A 16,074-nucleotide genomic window follows, 5' to 3' on the forward strand; every position below is an offset into this window, starting at 1 on the left:
ATCTCAATGACGAGGTGCTAGTCTATGAAAAATAGATAGCGTCTTTTTTATTTTTATACATCGTATGAAATGATAAGTAATTATGTAGTCAGTTATAAATAGGAGTCTCAAAGGCGAGATACAAATAACTTTATGAGTTATAGGTATCTCGCCTTTTTGTATTTATTTTGATTCATTTAATAAACATGTACAATTTGAAGTAATAAAATAAGGAGGAAAATGAAATGGGAAAAACAAAAAGTTCAAAAAAAGAAAGTCATAAAAGGATTTTTACCGCGGGCATTATTACTGCTAGTGATTTAAGCGCAAAGGGAGAAAAAGAAGATGAAAGTGGAAAAATATTAGATTTCATGCTCAAAGACAGGGGGTTTGAAATTAAATATTATATAGTTATTCCTGGAGATGTAGATCGCATACAAGAAGCGCTTGTATTATTATGCGATGATATTAAAGTGGATTTAGTCATTACTACAGGAGGAACAGGATTTAGAAAAAGAGATGTCACGCCAGAGGCAACTCTGGGTGTTATTGATAGAGTAGCTCCAGGTATTAGTGAGGCCATTAGATACTATGGACTTCAAAAGAATCCGAATGTGATGCTCTCAAGAGGGGTATCGGGGATTAGACGTAATACGCTTATTATTAATTTACCTGAAGGAGTGAGGGATGTAAGAGAATCTTTTGAAAGTATTATTGATACCATTTACCATGGACTTGAGATTATGGGCGGGAAAGTTTAAAGCATTTAACATAAAAGGCATGTCTATAGAGTCAGTATTCTTATAAAAGTGAACAATATATTTACCTAAAAAAAAGGTGATAAGTTTGCTTTTAAGAATAGGGCTCTATTTTGTTATTTATAGCTTTGCAGACTATTTTCATAGAAAAGTACATAAAAATTATTGCTCGAAAATAAGAGGAAAATATGTCGGATTGTCCAATTGATAAATAGAATACCCTATACTATAATAGATTTATATTTTAGAATAATAAGATATATAAGAAGATTTAGAAGGTGCTTGTAATTAAATAAGAGGAGGAATTACAAGAGATTTACATGGAGTAGTCAGGCAAGCAACTACTTAAAGAAAAGGGGTAGCGTATGAAGGGGAAAAGAGAAAAAAAACAGTTAAGAGGCATAAAACGTAGTCAAGTTAAAGGTGTATTATCTATTCGTTATAAATTGATATTAGGTTTTGTAGCTTTTGCAATCATTCCACTAGTTACTGTAAGTATGGTGTCTTATACAATGTCTCGCAGTACATTAAGAGAAACCTGTTTAAACTTTACCGCAGAGCTTATTAATCAAGCGGGAATGAGTTTAGAATATTATTTAAAAAGCATTGAGAAAAAGGCAGTTTCATTATGTATAGATCCAATTATAGGAGAGGGATTAAAAGGTTATGAATCAGAGGACATTCTTACTAGAATCTCAGCCACCCGTGATATGGAAAGAAAATTATTAGCCTTAAGTACAGTAGAAGATGAAATTGAGGAAATACGCATTATTCATAGTAGTGGAGCTGTTATTGGAGGAAATACTAAAGCGAGTGGAAATCTTGATGAAATCTATAAAATGGCAAGTGCTGAGCCGAAGGGGATATGGAAAAAAAATTTAGGGGATGACATTGGGAGTATTTACTATTTAAGAAATATTAGAGATTTAAATACAGGAAAAGATATTGGTACACTTCAAATAAAAATTAAAGAAGAGTCGCTGACAGGAAATATCAAGGATATCGATATTTTAGAAGGTGCCAATTTATACATAGCAGATGAAAACGGACAGATGATTCATAATAGTGATGAAAACCAAGAACAAGTGGAAGATAATATCTGGAATATTTTAAGTGATGATGAAGGCGAACATATAATGAACGCTGCACTTATCAACTATAAAACCTTAAGTAATGGATGGAAAGTCATTACGGAAATTCCCGAGAGCTCTTTAACCAGTAAGTTAGATATGACAAATATGATCGTATTTATTTTAATTGCAGTAGCGACTTTTGTTGCAATTGGGTTTGGGATATTGATATCACAAAGTTTTTCAAAACCTATTATTAAGATGATGCAGCTGATGAAGGCGGCAGAGCTTGGGGATATTACAGTAAAAATGGAAGAAAATCGTAAAGATGAAATTGGTATGCTTTGTATAAGCTTTAATCATATGATCAGTAATATACGCAAATTGTTAGAGGAAACACGCAGTGTTATTGCACATACAGTTGAGGACAGTAGTTTGTTAAAAGATGCGACTCAGCATTCTGTAGAAGCTTTTAAACAATTATCTTTATCGATTGGAGATATAGCAGTAGGGGCTACTAATCAAGCGGAGAATGCTGAAGAAGGTACAAGTGCTATGTATACTTTATCTGGCAGTATACAGGAGGTTATGCAAAATACAAATGAAATTGTCAGCAAGAATCAAGATGCAAAGGAGATTATCAAAGAGACAAATGACAGTATTCAGCAGCTTAATATCACGATGAGTTCTTCTATACAGGTCTCTTCTCAGATTGAATCAAGTATTATTGAACTTAGTACGCTTACTAAAAACATCGAAGAAGTTATGAAATTATTAGATGGCATTAGTGAACAAACTAACTTGTTAGCACTCAATGCAAGCATTGAAGCAGCAAGAGCTGGAGAGGTAGGTAAAGGTTTTGCAGTTGTTGCTAATGAAGTAAGAAACTTAGCTGAACAATCAAAACTATCAACAAGGAATGTTCGTAAAACATTAAACACAATTCAGGATAAAACAAAAGAGGCAGTAGACTTGGTAAAAAACTCAAAACATATAGTAATAAAGCAGGAGCAGGCAGTAAAGAATACAGATCAAGCGTTTTATAGTATTATTGAATTACTTAAAAATATGGATGTAGCTCTTCAAAGTGTTAGTGTGAAAGTAAGTGATATGGAACAAATCAAGGAGGAAACAATTACAAAGATAGAAAAAATAGGCGCTGTCACTTCAGATACAGTCGCTGCAACACAAGAGGTTAATGCGCTTAGTGAAGAACAACGTGCTGTTATTGAGCAATTGTTTGAAGTTTCTAACAAGTTTACGGCGGCCATGGACCAATTAAATGGCTCTATGAATCGATTTAAAATTGAATAAAAACAGAGGGCAAATGCCCTCTGTTTTATATTATGAAGTTCATACTATATATCATAGCTTATAAAAACATTTGAGTTAATAGTGTTTTACCAAAATCTGTTTTAAAATATTTTTCTTTTACAATAAGGATGGTCGTTTTATCTAGGCAATCTTCTTCAATATTAACGATAAAATCACTTTCTATGAGAATTTGAAAGTCAATGCCATCTATTTTAGAATAAGAATGATGGTTACCAATTAAATGCAGGATTCTATTTAAATGCAGTAGTTCTAGATCAAAATTTTGAAGTAAGGTCTTGGCTATAGGCGGACCTTCGAGTTCTTGATATCTTCCTGCTGAAGAATTATATTTTAACTCAGCTTCTTTAATGCCAATATCATGCAATAAAGAAGCTGTCTCAACAATAGCTAGAGTAGGCTCATCTAGATTTTGAGATACAGCTATAGCACGTGCTATACTATGTACTTTAAGTGCGTGATTAATTCTTTTGAGATCCTTTCTAAAATAGTTTATCATTTCAAGCTTAACTTTATCCATACAAATAAACATCATATACCTCCTTGAGTAAGTAGCTATGCTTATAAATTTTACTAAATAGAGTATAACATAAAAAAACAAGTTAATAGAAGACTGTGTGATACAAGCTTAAAAGATGCTATAATTAGAAAATAATATTTTAGACAAGGGAGAATAATAATGGCGTTTAAAGTTATAATAGTAATTCTTTTAGGTTTATGTATAGTAAGTATTTTAATGACATCCTTTAAGATTAATAAACAATATAAAAAGTATCATTTGCAGGCTATCATAAGGCCTGAAATAAATATTTCAAATACAGAAAGGTATATAGGATTACTCGTGGAGGCTTTTGGTGCTGTAATAATGGCCAGTTTACTTTTAAGTATCTTAATCAATTACTATAATGAGTACCTTATTTTAGCTTTAATACTGAGTTACTTGGTGGTTTATTATCTGAATCAATACTTGCCGCATACAAATTGGATCATACATGCTAAGGGTATTATAAGCAGCAGAAATCGTACTTTTATTGAGTGGCAGAATATTAAAAGTTATCGCTGGCTTAGCAGAAAAAATCAAGATATTCTTATTATAGAGTTTAAAGGTAAGGGCATTATTACTCAGAGAGCTGATTTTATAATTACGGGGGATCAAAAGATAAAAGTCTGGAAATTATTGAATGAGCGAGTAGTTTGTACGAGGTAGAGATAAATTGTTGTAACTTTTTATCAAAACACAGTACATTTATATATAAAGTTTAGTATAAACATAGATATTAAATACTGCCCCAAAGCTGATATAATAATAAATGACTAATGAGTAGGGGTGAAAAGCAGTGTATAAATTAATAGCAGTAGATATGGACGGCACATTATTAAAAGAAGATAAAACTATTTCAGATACAACTAAGAAAGCAATTTCTAATGCACAGCAAAAAGGTGTAAAAGTTGTTTTGGCTTCTGGGAGACCTATAGAGGGCCTTACTAAATATTTAGAAGAATTAGACTTGCTCTCAGAAGAGGATTATGTACTTAGCTTCAACGGCAGTATCGTCCAAAATACAAAAACAAAACAAGTTATAAGAAAGCATATTTTAAAAGGTGAAGATCTTTTTGAGCTCTATAAGATAGCACGTCAAATAGGTGTAAATATACATGCTTTTTCAAATGAAGGATGTATTACGCCTAAAATGAGTAAATACAGTGAGTTAGAAGGTACTATTAATGGCATTCCGGTTATTGAGATGGACTATAAAATGGTAGATCAGTCAGAAGATATCATTAAAATTATGATGGTTGATGAGCCTGAAGTATTGGAGGAAGCGATTAAAAAGCTGCCTGAATATTTATATCAGAAATATACTGTTGTAAGAAGTGCACCGTATTTCTTAGAGTTTTTAAATAAGCGCTCCAGCAAGGGAGTAGGCATAAAGGCGTTATCAGATCACCTAGGTATTAAAAAAGAACAAATTATCTGTATAGGTGATGCAGGAAATGATCTTGATATGATTAAATTTGCAGGATTAGGTGTTGCAATGGGTAATGCTTTTGAGGAAGTGAAAGCAGCTGCTGATTATATTACAAAAAATAACCAAGAGGATGGGGTAGCCCATGTTATCCGAAAATTTGTACTAGCAGGTTAGTACGAATTTTTCAATCATTACATTGTATTTATTCTTGATTAATAGATGAAAAAGCACTAATATATAAAGAGAGCATTATATATTAGTGCATCTAAAAGATTTATAGCGCTTAGAAATATTGGGAGGGAAGATATGGATAGTGATGGGGATATTATACTGAAGGATATGGAAAATCAGGACTGTGAGCTTATTGCAGAAGTTTTTTCACAAGAGGGATATAGCAAACCCATTAGCCTCTATCAATCCTACTTTAAACAACAAGAGTTAGGACTAAGAGATATTATTATTGCGTATTATCAAAACCAAATAGTAGGATATATTACAATTATTTGGGAAAGTCATTATGAAGATTTTAAAGAGCGGGGTATTCCAGAAATTAAAGATATTAGAGTGCTATCAGGTTTTAGAAAACGAGGCATTGCAACTCAGTTGATCAATGAGGCAGAAAAAAGAGCTGCGCGGGTAGCATCATATTGTGCTGCTGGAGTTGGTCTTGCAGAGTCTTATGAGGCTGCACAGTGCTTATATGCAAAAAGAGACTATATTCCAAACGGTAAAGGCGTTTTTTATATGGATCAGGATATACAGAATGATCAACTGGAAGTAGATGATAACCAAGCGCTTATGATGATAAAGGCGTTATAAATTTCGAAGTAGTATAAGAAACTTATACTGCTTTTTTTATTGAGTAGCTATTAGTGTTAGAAAGGAAAATATATGTTATGACTAAGAATGTATTTTAAAAAATAGAGGCACTCTCTAATCACAAATTTGATAAGTTTTCTACATCATCACACTGTCGGCAGACGTATGGATGTCATGGATCATTGCACTTTCAGTTATTGTTTTCAGGCGAGGTAAAGTTCATTAATTTTAAACTCATAAAAAAGCGAACTGTAAGTTTAAAAAAATTTACAGTTCGCTTTTATTAAATAACTTTAGTTGTCCAATCTTCAACATTCCATACATCTGTAATAAAACTTTCGTAAAAGTAAGGTTCGTGTGAAACAAGTATGATCGTGCCTTTGAATTCTCGGAGCGCTTTTTCAAGTTCATCTTTTGCTTCGGGATCTAAATGATTAGTAGGTTCATCTAGAACTAACAGATTAAGCTCTCTCATAAGGATTTTACAAAGACGTACTTTGGCATTTTCACCACCTGATAAAACTTTCATAGGACTTGTAATGTGTTCTGTAGTAAGGCCACATTTGGCAAGTTCAGAACGTACCTCATGATTGTTCATAGAAGGATATTCTTTCCATATTTCTTCAAGTGCTGTATTTAAATTATTGCGTGAATCCTCTTGTTCAAAATAGCCGTATGCAACGTTCTCACCAAATTCTACTTTGCCAGAAATAGGTTTAATAATGCCCAGAAGTGTTTTAAGTAATGTAGATTTACCAAGTCCATTTACACCACAAATGGCTATTTTTTTACCACGCTCTATTTTAAACGAAAGCGGACTGGTAAGTGGTTCGTCATACCCTATAATGAGGGAGTCAGCCTCAATGAGAAAACGGCTGGGTGCTTTTGTTTCTTTGAATTTAAAGGTTGGTTTAGGCTTTTCCCTTGGCTTTTCGATAATATCCATTTTTTCAAGTTGCTTCATACGGCTTTTAGCCATACCCGTTGTAGCAACTCTGGCTTTATTTCTTGCAATAAAGTCTTCGAGTTTATCAATTTCTTTTTGCTGGCGTTCATAGGCTTGTTCCTGCTGACGTTTTTTAAGTTCGTATAAACGCTCAAATTCATCATAATTACCAACATAACGTGTAAGCTCACAATTTACAACATGGTAAATAAGATTACATACGGCATTAATAAATGGAATATCATGGGACACCAATACAAAAGCATTTTCATAGTTTTGCAGGTAGCGTTTGAGCCATTCAATGTGATTTTCATCTAAATAGTTTGTAGGCTCATCAAGTATCAAAATAGTTGGATTTTGTAAAAGAAGTTTTGTAAGCAGTACTTTTGTACGCTGGCCACCACTAAGTTCATCTACTTTGCGGTCGAGGCCAATATCAGAAAGTCCAAGGCCTTGAGCAATTTCTTCTATTTTTGAATCCAAAGTATAAAAACCACTTGCATCTAAGATGTTTTGAATCTCAGCTGCATCTTCCATCATTTTGGTCATTTCGGTATCACTTGCATCTCCCATCTTTTCATAGATAGCAAGCATTTCTTTTTCGAGCTCAAAGATATGGTTAAAGGCAAGTCTTAAATTATCTCGCATGGTGCTGCCAGGCTCAAGCACTGCATGCTGATCAAGATAGCCAACCGTTACGCGGTTAGACCATTCGATTGAGCCTTCGTCAGGCATTAATTTTCCAGTAATAATATTTAAAAAAGTTGACTTTCCTTCGCCGTTAGCGCCAACAAGCGCAACATGCTCACCTTTAAGCAGGCGAAAAGAAACATCTTCTAAAATAGCACGGGAACCAAATCCATGAGTTACATTTTTAACTGTTAATATACTCATCCTCTTTCTCCTTTATTCGTAAAATACATCCTTTTTATCATAATAGAAAAACAAAAAAAAGTATAGAGTTTATCGCTGTAAATCTACAAATTTATATAAAAAAAGAGTAATATTAATAGAGACCTTAAAGACAAACTACATAATTAGGAGATAACTTTATGCAAGGAAAAGAAAGTGATATTCATTTAGCTTTGGCACTAAGAACTGCGTTTATAGAAAAATATAATGATGTGGAAGTATTTGATGTGTTTTTAGTACAATTAGAAAAAGAATATATGGAGAAATGGATTCATAAGTTTATAAAAGAAACCAATATAAGTATCACAAAATATCACGGAAAACTTAAAGAGAGAATCAGCATGATTAGAATACATAAGAAAAGAGAAATTTTTATTGAAATTTGCAAAATAAATGATGCGAGAGCGTGGATCAATGATAATGGGAAGTATAAACAGTTAGCATTTAATGTGATGTATTTATTTTATAAAGAGGATAAAGAACTTTTAAAATATGTTAATAAAGAATAATGTTAAAAAAGAGTGTTATAAGGTCTCATTAAAAAAGTAGGGAGAAGAATATGATAAAGAATATAGTTTTTGATATAGGGAGAGTATTACTAGATTATCAGCCTATGGCATTTTTAGAGCATTTAGGAGTGGCACAACAAGAAAGCATTATCTTAAATGAGCTGATCTTTAAAAATGATTTATGGCTGCAGTTAGATCGCGGGACGATTACACAGGATGAGGCTATTCGGGCTTACTGTACTATGGCGCCTATACATACAGAAAGAATACAGCAAATTATGCATACATGGCCTCAAATGCTTACACCCATTGACGGAACCGCAGAACTTCTTAGAGAGCTTATTGCTAAGGGTTATGATGTTTATCTGCTTTCAAATTTTCAAGAAGATGGCTTCCACTACATCTATAATAAATTTCCTTTTTTAGGAAAGGTTAAAGGAAGGATTATTTCTTATGAAGTAAAGCTTTTAAAGCCAGAACCCTCCATTTATACATGTTTACTTGAGAAATACCATTTGGCAGCTGCGGAGACAGTATTTATTGATGATCTTAAGGAGAATATAGAAGCAGCTATTGAACTGGGGATAAAAGGCATAGTATTTGAAAATACAAAAAAGACTAGGGAAAAATTAATAAATATGGGCGTAGATATAGCTTAAGCCTAATTATGTGCCTATGTTAAAAATGTAAAGGATTTACCTTAATTTCTAATACAGAGATTAGGGTAAATCCTTTTAGTGTGCAGTAAGATAGTTCGTCTTGCAGGCTTACTTGTATAGCCAAGGCTGCCAATGATCATCTCCTGATAGAACTTTCTCGCGGGAATACGTCTCGGCGTCTTTTGCGCTTAGTTGGTTAGACCATGGCACACGCGACAGGTTGCTAGCACCAGCTCCAGTGTTGTTGTATTCCATAAATTGTACAGTTTGATGACTGTCCGCCTTATCCCAATCATGCCAGCCTTCGTCTATAATATGTGCACCCATTTCACAGTTAAGAAAAGCAACGTGAGCATGATGTCGCCATGGTCTTCCTAAATAAACTGACTGATTAGGGCAGTTGCTTGTCAGCTTACATTTACTAAAAACATAACCATACTTTTGATCAACTGGTGTAGAGGCAGCTGTTATATAGCCATTAACTTGTTGCCCCAGATTATTTGAGAAGATTTCACACTGATCAAAAAAAGCAGTAGCTGAGCCAAATATAAAATCAATATCACCTTGAATAAAGCAATTTTCATAGTAATGACGACCCTTCGAAAGAGGTGCATTTTCACGAGGACCTCTAAATGAGCCTGGTGTAAGGGGGCTAGGCGGTAAGGGCCCTGTAAAGAGCGTATCTTGATGACCTATGAAGCGACAGTTTTTAAAGTGTATTTTATCTGCATCAACGTAGGCGGCTATTGCTTGACCTACTTTATCACCAGGGCCTGCTGAGTTTATAAAAGTTAAATTGCATGCATTAAAATGTGGGGCGCCAATAAACAGCGTATAAGAATTAAAGGTTCCAAAAGTAAAACCGCTTGGGTGAGGTTTAAAGGCAGAATCATCATAAGTTATAATTGTTTTATGAACATTTTCACCGATAAGTGTGATATTGGGAGTTTCGATATAGAGTTTTTCAGTATAAGTGCCGTTTTTAATGTAGATAATAACAGGGAGCGTGTTATGAGTGGGAATACTAGTCAGAGCTTCTTGTACGCTATAATAATCGCCTGAGCCATCTTGTGCAACAATCATTTGTTTTTCCTCCTTCTAGGAATAGTCTGATTATCAAGTTATATTATACAATAATATTTTCCAATTAATAAATATTACAACCGTATTTAATAAAATTAGAACAACATATGTATAAAATGTCTTAAAGAGAACAAGTTTTCGTATGGCAATTTGTTAAGAAAACATATAAAATCTAGACATAAGTTAAATAAACAGTTAAGAAAATCATAAGCAACTATTAGAGATATTCAAGACTTTTATTTAATCAAGCTAGGATAGAATACAAAGAAAATTATATCCTAAAGGGGGTTTAGAACATATTCAGGAGTTTTTTGCACATAGTAGTTTGGTAATCTAAAATTATTTATTTATAATCTGGGAGGTATAATATGAAAAAAGTATTAGCAATGTCAATGGCAACATGTTTACTAGCAACTTCAATGGTTGGATGTGCAGGGGGGAATAAGCCAGCACCAGCACCAGCTCCAGCAGAACAAAAAACTGATACACCAGCAGCAACACCAGCTGATAGCAAAGAGCAAGTTGAACTTAGAATTTCTTGGTGGGGCGGAGATGACAGACATACAGCTACATTGGACGCTATTAAAAAGTTTGAGGAGTTAAATCCAAATATAAAAGTAAAATCAGAGTATGGCGGCTGGGATGGTCATCCAGAGAAGATAACAACACAACTTGCTGGCAATACAGCAACAGATATTATCCAAGTTAACTATGACTGGTTAGCTAGGTTATCAAAAGACGGTTCTGGATTTTATGATCTCAATGAGTTAAGCAGCATTCTTGAGCTTAACAATTATTCTGAAAATGCATTAGCTTTTGGTATGAGAAATAATATTTTAAATGCTGTTCCAGTATCTACTACAGGAAGAAGTGCTTTCTATAACAAGACAACCTTTGATAAGTTTGGAGCAACTATTCCATCAACATGGGATGAACTTATTGCTTCAGCAGAAAAATTCAATGAAGCGGGATTTTACCCATTTGACCTTGACAATGGTGCTGGATTCACAACTTGGTATTTAGCCGTTGTCTATATGCAACAAAAAACAGGAAAAGATTTTATCAATGCAGATGGAACACTCGGGTTTACAGAGGAAGATATCAAAGAAGGCTTAGAATTTTATAAACTTTTAGAAGATAAAAAAGTAGTTAGAGGCGTTGAAGCAAGAACAAATGAAGCAGGAACAACACCACTTTTCCAAACGCCAAGCTGGATTGATGGTAAAGTAGCAGGGGTACTTGAATGGGGTAGTTCAGTAGGTAAATATGAGCAACCATTAGTTGAAAAAGGTCAAGAACTTGTTCTTGGTGACCTTCCAATGTTACCAGATTCAAAAATGACGGGCTGGTTTATGAAACCTTCTCTTATGTTCTCAATTAACAAAAATACAAAATATCCAGAAGAATCAGCAATGCTTCTAAATTTCTTATTAAATGACCCAGAAGCTGCAGTGATATTGGGTACATCAAGAGGTATTCCAACAAGTACATCTGCTTTAGAAGCTTTAAAAGCAGCAGGCAAATTAGAAGGCTTAGCATTTGAATCAACAGAGCAAATTAATAATAGTAACCCAACTATTATTAGTCCTTATATGGAAAATGCAAAAATGAAAGAAATTTACACTGAAGCAATCGATCGTGTTTCTTATAAAGTATCTTCTATCGAAGAAACAGCTAAATTAATGCATGAAAAATTAACTGCACAGTTAGCAGAATTAACAAAATAATAGACAACTATTTATGATAGAGAGGGGTATTCTTGTATAGTACAAGAATACTCTTACTCTATGATATAAAGGAGGAGGGCCGAAAGTGGAAAAAGACAATGCAGTAAAAAAAGTGCAAAAAGCAAGTTTTAAACAGGATAAATGGATTGGACTAGCCTATATAGCGCCATGGTTAATTGGCTTCTTGGTATTTACGCTTTATCCTATTGTTGCTTCATTTTATTTAAGTTTTACAGAATATAATTTGATGAGTGCACCAATATTTGTGGGCCTCGAAAATTTTCAACGCCTGATTGCAGATAAAGATTTTATTAAAGCATTAACTGTTACAGGTAAATATGTTATTTTTGTTGTACCTTTAAAATTAGCGTTTTCTCTATTTGTTGCATCTATACTCAATATGAACCTTAAAGGTATTAACTATTTTAGAACAGCGTACTATATCCCATCCATTTTAGGATCTAATGTAGCTATAGCTATTTTATGGAAGTTTTTATTCTCTACTGATGGGCTTATTAATCAGGTGCTGGGGGTTGTTAATATAGCACCAGTAAGTTGGTTTGGCCAAGCGACACCAGCTATGTTTACAATTGTACTTCTTAGAGTATGGGAATTTGGATCTACGATGGTTATTTTCCTCGCTGCACTTAAGGAAGTTCCAGGCGAGCTTTATGAAGCAGCATCTGTAGATGGTTCGACGAAAATGAGAAATTTTGTTAATATAACGTTACCTATTATAACACCTGTTATCTTTTTTAACTTTGTTATGCAGTTAGTTCATGCTTTTCAAGAGTTTACTGCGCCATACCTCATTACAAGCGGAGGGCCAATGAAAGGTACTTATTTATTACCTATGATGATTTATGAAAATACTTTTAAATATTATAACATGGGTTATGCAAGTGCTATGTCATGGATTTTATTCATTATTATAATGGTATTTACATTAATTACATTTAAAAGCTCTAAGTATTGGGTATTCTACAACGATAATGGAGGTGAATCATAATGAATGCAGGCGTGAATTCAGAGTATGCAAGACAAAGAAAGAGAGAACTCAGAAGAAATACTAAGCTAGTATGTTTGTATATTATACTTATTTTTGTTGCGATTATTATGCTTTACCCTATTGTGTGGTTAGTAGGAGCTTCTTTTAAAAGTAATGCAGATATTTTTACATCTATAGGTTTTATACCAAAGTCACTTGATTTTACGCCCTATATACAAGGGTGGAAGACAGCAACTGAATTTACAATGGGACATTATTTCTTAAATACTTTTAAAATAGTTATTCCTAAAGCGATCTTCGTAGTCATTTCAGCAACGCTTACTGCTTACGGTTTTGCTAGATTTAATTTTCCATATAAAAAACTCTTTTTTGCTATTTTAATAGGTACATTACTACTACCTAATATTATTTTAAGAATTCCAAGCTATATGATGTGGAAAACATTTGGTATGTTAGATACGTATGTACCATTGGTACTACCATCATTATTTGCAACCGATGTATTCTTTGTATTTATGTTAGTGCAATTTTTTAGAGGTATTCCAAAAGATTTAGATGAATCTGCAAAAATAGATGGGTGCAGCAGTCTTAAGACGTTAATATACATCTTGGTACCTGTATTAAAACCAGCTATTATATCTTGTGGCTTATTTACTTTCTTATGGACCATGAATGATTTTATGGGGCCATTGATCTTCATATCTTCAGTTGAAAAGTATCCTTTAACTATTGCTTTAAAAATGTCAATGGATGCAACTGGTGGCTCTTTTGACTGGAACAAGATTATTGCGATGTCGTTACTTGGGCTTTTACCATCTATTCTTGTCTTCTTTTCAGCACAAAAGTATTTTATTGAGGGAATTTCAAGCAGTGGTATAAAAGGTTAGAGAGGAGATACTATTATGCAATGGCATGCAGTCAATATAACCGCTACCACGATTACGATTGAATTAGAAAATGAGTCTTGCTATTTCTCAGACCAAACCTATAATTTATATGTGAATGATTTGCTGATGTATTCAGTGACGACCAATGTATTTACAATTTCTAATTTGAAGGCTAATCAAGAATATAAAATAAAGTTAGTTACAGAGGACAATACATCTGAAAATGTTCAAATACTATGTACCCATTCTGAATCGGCAGTACTTAATATAAGAGATTTTGGAGCAGTAGGAGATGGGGAGCATAGCGATACCGGCGCAATACAAGCTGCAATATCAGTTGCTCCGAAGGGGGCACGGGTTGTGGTGCCAAAAGGAGTTTACAGATGTACTGCTATCTTTTTAAAAAGTCATATAACGTTAGATTTAGAAGAGGGAGCTGTACTATTAGGGAACTGCAAAAGAGAAGACTATCCTATTTTACCAAGCAAGGTACACAATACTGATAGAAATGAAAGTTATTGTCTGTCTTTTTGGGAAGGGGAACCAGCGGAGGCATACGCAAGTCTTATTACAGGGATTGATCTAGAAAATGTTCAAGTAGTAGGCACAGGAACAATTGATGCTAATGCAGGAGCTGGGGATTGGTGGGTGGATTGTAAAACTAAAAGAGGTGCATGGCGTCCTAGAACAATTTATTTAGTAAATTGTAAGAACGTCATCGTTAAAGGTGTCCAGATAAAAAATTCACCATCTTGGACGATTCACCCAGTTAGGTGTCAACAAATACAGTTTATTAATATTTCTATAGAAAACCCTAAAGATTCACCTAATACAGATGGCATTAATCCTGAATCGTGTAATGATGTAGAGATTCTAGGTGTTAACTTTTCTTTAGGAGATGACTGTGTGGCTATTAAATCAGGTAAATATGCAGTAAGGCCGTCAGTTGTTATACCAAGTGAAAATATCAAGATCAGAAATTGTTTAATGAAATATGGCCACGGAGCAGTTGTAATAGGCAGTGAAATGTCTGGCGGCGTAAAAAATGTATGCGTAGAGAAATGTTTTTTTATGAATACAGACAGAGGTATTAGAATTAAAACAAGAAGAGGAAGAGGCAGCACTGCAATCGTTGATAGTATTTATGTTAAAAATATAAAAATGGATGGAGTCCTTACGCCATTTACGATTAACTCATTCTACTTTTGTGATAGTGATGGCAAAACAGAATATGTATGGAGTAAAGAAAAGTTACCCAAAGATGAAAGAACTCCTTTAATAGGAGCCCTTACGTTTGAAAATATTCATTGCATTAATACTGAAGTGTGCGCAGGATTTATGTATGGTTTGCCAGAAGAAAAGATTAGGAGTCTTTCTTTTAGTAATATACATATAAATTATAAGGAAGATGCTCAAGCAGATTATCCAGAAATGTTAAGTTTTCAGGATAAACTTGTGAGATCTGGCTTTATATTTAAAAATATACTTAAATTAAGACTTAATAATGTTAGTCTGGTCAATCCATTAGGAGAAGCCTTACAACTAGAAAATATTGAAGATTATTTAGTAGAGTAGTATTTTCTATATTGTTGAGGCGAAAGTCCTGTAACTAATTTAAAAGTTCTACTAAAGTGAGAACTACTTGAAAAACCAACCTTCTCAGCTATATCAGCGATTTTTACGGAGGAACGTTCAAGTAGTTCTTTTGCTTCCCTAATTCTTAAGCTGTTGATATACTCCACGATAGAGAGGTTAGTCGATTTTTTAAATATTTTACTTAAATAAAAAGGACTTATATAAAATTTTTCAGCTATAGAAGTTAGGGTAAGCTCATCGCTATAATTTGCACTTATATATTTTAAAATTTTATCAACTTTAGTATTAACAATTTGATGAGAATCATATTCTTTTTCTTTAAGTATTTCAATATACTCTTTAGTCATAATGAGAAGCTCCGATAGAAGAAGTTGCAGCAAAACTTTATGATCATCAGGTTTTTCAATACCCACTTCTACAAGTCTATTTAATATACCTTCAATAATAAGCTTATACTTAAAAGAAAGCGGCAGAACTGTAAATTTTGTTTTAAAAATAGAAGTTAAATCCATAGACTTAAGATGAATTGAAAAGTCATCAATAAAGCTTTGACTAAAGTTGATGACAATACGACTATGCGGAATATCCCCCATATTAGCTGTTTTATGTACAGCATCAGCATCAATAAGAACAAGGTTTCCGGAGTTTACCAAGTAAATGGAATCATCAATAAAATATTTTCGTGAACCTTCAAGAAGATAGTAAATTTCATATTTTTTATGCATATGAAAAAAATCCATATTATAAAAAGTTCTTTTCTCAGTTTTATCTATAAAAAAGTCATAGTGCGGTTCAAACACAACATCTTTAACCATAAA

General features: G+C 33.4%; 15 protein-coding genes. 11 read left to right on the forward strand and 4 right to left on the reverse strand.

Annotation, left to right across the window (positions count from 1 at the left end):
• Positions 1 to 224: 224 nt before the first annotated feature.
• Both BN3326_RS01465 and BN3326_RS01470 read left to right on the forward strand, forming a co-directional pair.
• Positions 225 to 740 carry a MogA/MoaB family molybdenum cofactor biosynthesis protein gene (locus BN3326_RS01465; RefSeq protein WP_083258451.1) on the forward strand — a complete coding sequence of 172 codons (516 nt, stop codon included), beginning with the start codon at positions 225 to 227 and terminating at the stop codon, positions 738 to 740.
• Between the two features lie 362 nt (positions 741 to 1,102).
• Positions 1,103 to 3,121, forward strand: a complete 2,019-nt coding sequence (locus BN3326_RS01470; protein WP_069997344.1) for a methyl-accepting chemotaxis protein — start codon at positions 1,103 to 1,105, stop codon at positions 3,119 to 3,121.
• Between the two features lie 58 nt (positions 3,122 to 3,179).
• On the opposite strand, the gene BN3326_RS01475 is transcribed toward BN3326_RS01470, so the two are convergent.
• Complete coding sequence (locus BN3326_RS01475; RefSeq protein ID WP_069997345.1) at positions 3,180 to 3,671, reverse strand: HD domain-containing protein; 492 nt, start codon at positions 3,669 to 3,671, stop codon at positions 3,180 to 3,182.
• A 147-nt stretch (positions 3,672 to 3,818) separates the two neighbouring features.
• On the opposite strand from BN3326_RS01475, the gene BN3326_RS01480 reads away from it, so the two are divergent.
• The 3 genes from BN3326_RS01480 (at position 3,819) to BN3326_RS01490 (ending at position 5,928) form a co-directional block, all read left to right on the forward strand.
• Positions 3,819 to 4,346, forward strand: coding sequence for a hypothetical protein (locus BN3326_RS01480; protein ID WP_069997346.1), 528 nt, complete (start codon positions 3,819 to 3,821; stop codon positions 4,344 to 4,346).
• 130 nt (positions 4,347 to 4,476) lie between these two features.
• On the forward strand, positions 4,477 to 5,283 hold the full coding sequence (gene yidA, locus BN3326_RS01485) for a sugar-phosphatase (protein ID WP_069997347.1): 807 nt from the start codon (positions 4,477 to 4,479) through the stop codon (positions 5,281 to 5,283).
• Between the two features lie 132 nt (positions 5,284 to 5,415).
• A complete protein-coding gene (locus BN3326_RS01490) occupies positions 5,416 to 5,928 on the forward strand; it encodes a GNAT family N-acetyltransferase (RefSeq protein ID WP_069997348.1) in 513 nt (170 codons plus the stop codon).
• Positions 5,929 to 6,211: 283 nt separating this feature from the next.
• Here BN3326_RS01490 and BN3326_RS01495 read toward each other — a convergent pair whose 3' ends face one another.
• Positions 6,212 to 7,768: an ABC-F family ATP-binding cassette domain-containing protein gene (locus tag BN3326_RS01495; RefSeq protein WP_069997349.1), complete on the reverse strand. Its 1,557-nt coding sequence runs from the start codon at positions 7,766 to 7,768 to the stop codon at positions 6,212 to 6,214.
• Between the two features lie 158 nt (positions 7,769 to 7,926).
• Between BN3326_RS01495 and BN3326_RS01500 the strand changes: the two genes are divergently transcribed.
• Entirely contained in the window at positions 7,927 to 8,295 is a 369-nt protein-coding gene (locus tag BN3326_RS01500; RefSeq protein ID WP_069997350.1) for a hypothetical protein, read from the forward strand.
• A 50-nt stretch (positions 8,296 to 8,345) separates the two neighbouring features.
• Complete coding sequence (locus tag BN3326_RS01505; RefSeq protein ID WP_069997351.1) at positions 8,346 to 8,954, forward strand: HAD family hydrolase; 609 nt, start codon at positions 8,346 to 8,348, stop codon at positions 8,952 to 8,954.
• A 108-nt stretch (positions 8,955 to 9,062) separates the two neighbouring features.
• Here the strand turns inward: BN3326_RS01505 and BN3326_RS01510 are convergent, their stop codons facing one another.
• On the reverse strand, positions 9,063 to 10,037 hold the full coding sequence (locus BN3326_RS01510; protein ID WP_069997352.1) for a pectinesterase family protein: 975 nt from the start codon (positions 10,035 to 10,037) through the stop codon (positions 9,063 to 9,065).
• Between the two features lie 368 nt (positions 10,038 to 10,405).
• On the opposite strand from BN3326_RS01510, the gene BN3326_RS01515 reads away from it, so the two are divergent.
• The 4 genes from BN3326_RS01515 to BN3326_RS01530 all read left to right on the forward strand — a co-directional run bounded on the left by BN3326_RS01515 (position 10,406) and on the right by BN3326_RS01530 (position 15,235).
• Positions 10,406 to 11,764, forward strand: coding sequence for an ABC transporter substrate-binding protein (locus tag BN3326_RS01515; protein WP_069997353.1), 1,359 nt, complete (start codon positions 10,406 to 10,408; stop codon positions 11,762 to 11,764).
• 85 nt (positions 11,765 to 11,849) lie between these two features.
• Positions 11,850 to 12,773, forward strand: a complete 924-nt coding sequence (locus BN3326_RS01520) for a carbohydrate ABC transporter permease (RefSeq protein WP_242875918.1) — start codon at positions 11,850 to 11,852, stop codon at positions 12,771 to 12,773.
• Positions 12,773 to 13,660, forward strand: coding sequence for a carbohydrate ABC transporter permease (locus BN3326_RS01525; protein WP_069997354.1), 888 nt, complete (start codon positions 12,773 to 12,775; stop codon positions 13,658 to 13,660). Before BN3326_RS01520 ends, BN3326_RS01525 begins: the two co-directional genes overlap by 1 nt.
• 15 nt (positions 13,661 to 13,675) lie before the next feature.
• The gene (locus BN3326_RS01530) at positions 13,676 to 15,235 is read left to right on the forward strand and encodes a glycoside hydrolase family 28 protein (protein WP_069997355.1); all 1,560 of its coding nucleotides are present in this window, start codon (positions 13,676 to 13,678) and stop codon (positions 15,233 to 15,235) included.
• Here BN3326_RS01530 and BN3326_RS01535 read toward each other — a convergent pair.
• Complete coding sequence (locus BN3326_RS01535; RefSeq protein ID WP_069997356.1) at positions 15,220 to 16,071, reverse strand: AraC family transcriptional regulator; 852 nt, start codon at positions 16,069 to 16,071, stop codon at positions 15,220 to 15,222. The genes BN3326_RS01530 and BN3326_RS01535 overlap by 16 nt on opposite strands.
• Positions 16,072 to 16,074 lie beyond the last annotated feature (3 nt).

Source organism: Cellulosilyticum sp. I15G10I2, assembly GCF_900095725.1.
Lineage (GTDB): Bacteria > Bacillota > Clostridia > Lachnospirales > Cellulosilyticaceae > FMMP01.

Excerpts from the sequence above, each read along its gene's own strand:
- BN3326_RS01465 (WP_083258451.1), top strand. The coding sequence starts at position 225 with ATGGGAAAAACAAAAAGTTCAAAAAAAGAAAGTCATAAAAGGATTTTT.
- BN3326_RS01470 (WP_069997344.1), top strand. The coding sequence starts at position 1,103 with ATGAAGGGGAAAAGAGAAAAAAAACAGTTAAGAGGCATAAAACGTAGT.
- BN3326_RS01475 (WP_069997345.1), bottom strand. The coding sequence starts at position 3,671 with ATGTTTATTTGTATGGATAAAGTTAAGCTTGAAATGATAAACTATTTT.
- BN3326_RS01480 (WP_069997346.1), top strand. The coding sequence starts at position 3,819 with ATGGCGTTTAAAGTTATAATAGTAATTCTTTTAGGTTTATGTATAGTA.
- BN3326_RS01490 (WP_069997348.1), top strand. The coding sequence starts at position 5,416 with ATGGATAGTGATGGGGATATTATACTGAAGGATATGGAAAATCAGGAC.
- BN3326_RS01495 (WP_069997349.1), bottom strand. The coding sequence starts at position 7,768 with ATGAGTATATTAACAGTTAAAAATGTAACTCATGGATTTGGTTCCCGT.
- BN3326_RS01500 (WP_069997350.1), top strand. The coding sequence starts at position 7,927 with ATGCAAGGAAAAGAAAGTGATATTCATTTAGCTTTGGCACTAAGAACT.
- BN3326_RS01505 (WP_069997351.1), top strand. The coding sequence starts at position 8,346 with ATGATAAAGAATATAGTTTTTGATATAGGGAGAGTATTACTAGATTAT.
- BN3326_RS01510 (WP_069997352.1), bottom strand. The coding sequence starts at position 10,037 with ATGATTGTTGCACAAGATGGCTCAGGCGATTATTATAGCGTACAAGAA.
- BN3326_RS01515 (WP_069997353.1), top strand. The coding sequence starts at position 10,406 with ATGAAAAAAGTATTAGCAATGTCAATGGCAACATGTTTACTAGCAACT.
- BN3326_RS01525 (WP_069997354.1), top strand. The coding sequence starts at position 12,773 with ATGAATGCAGGCGTGAATTCAGAGTATGCAAGACAAAGAAAGAGAGAA.
- BN3326_RS01530 (WP_069997355.1), top strand. The coding sequence starts at position 13,676 with ATGCAATGGCATGCAGTCAATATAACCGCTACCACGATTACGATTGAA.
- BN3326_RS01535 (WP_069997356.1), bottom strand. The coding sequence starts at position 16,071 with ATGGTTAAAGATGTTGTGTTTGAACCGCACTATGACTTTTTTATAGAT.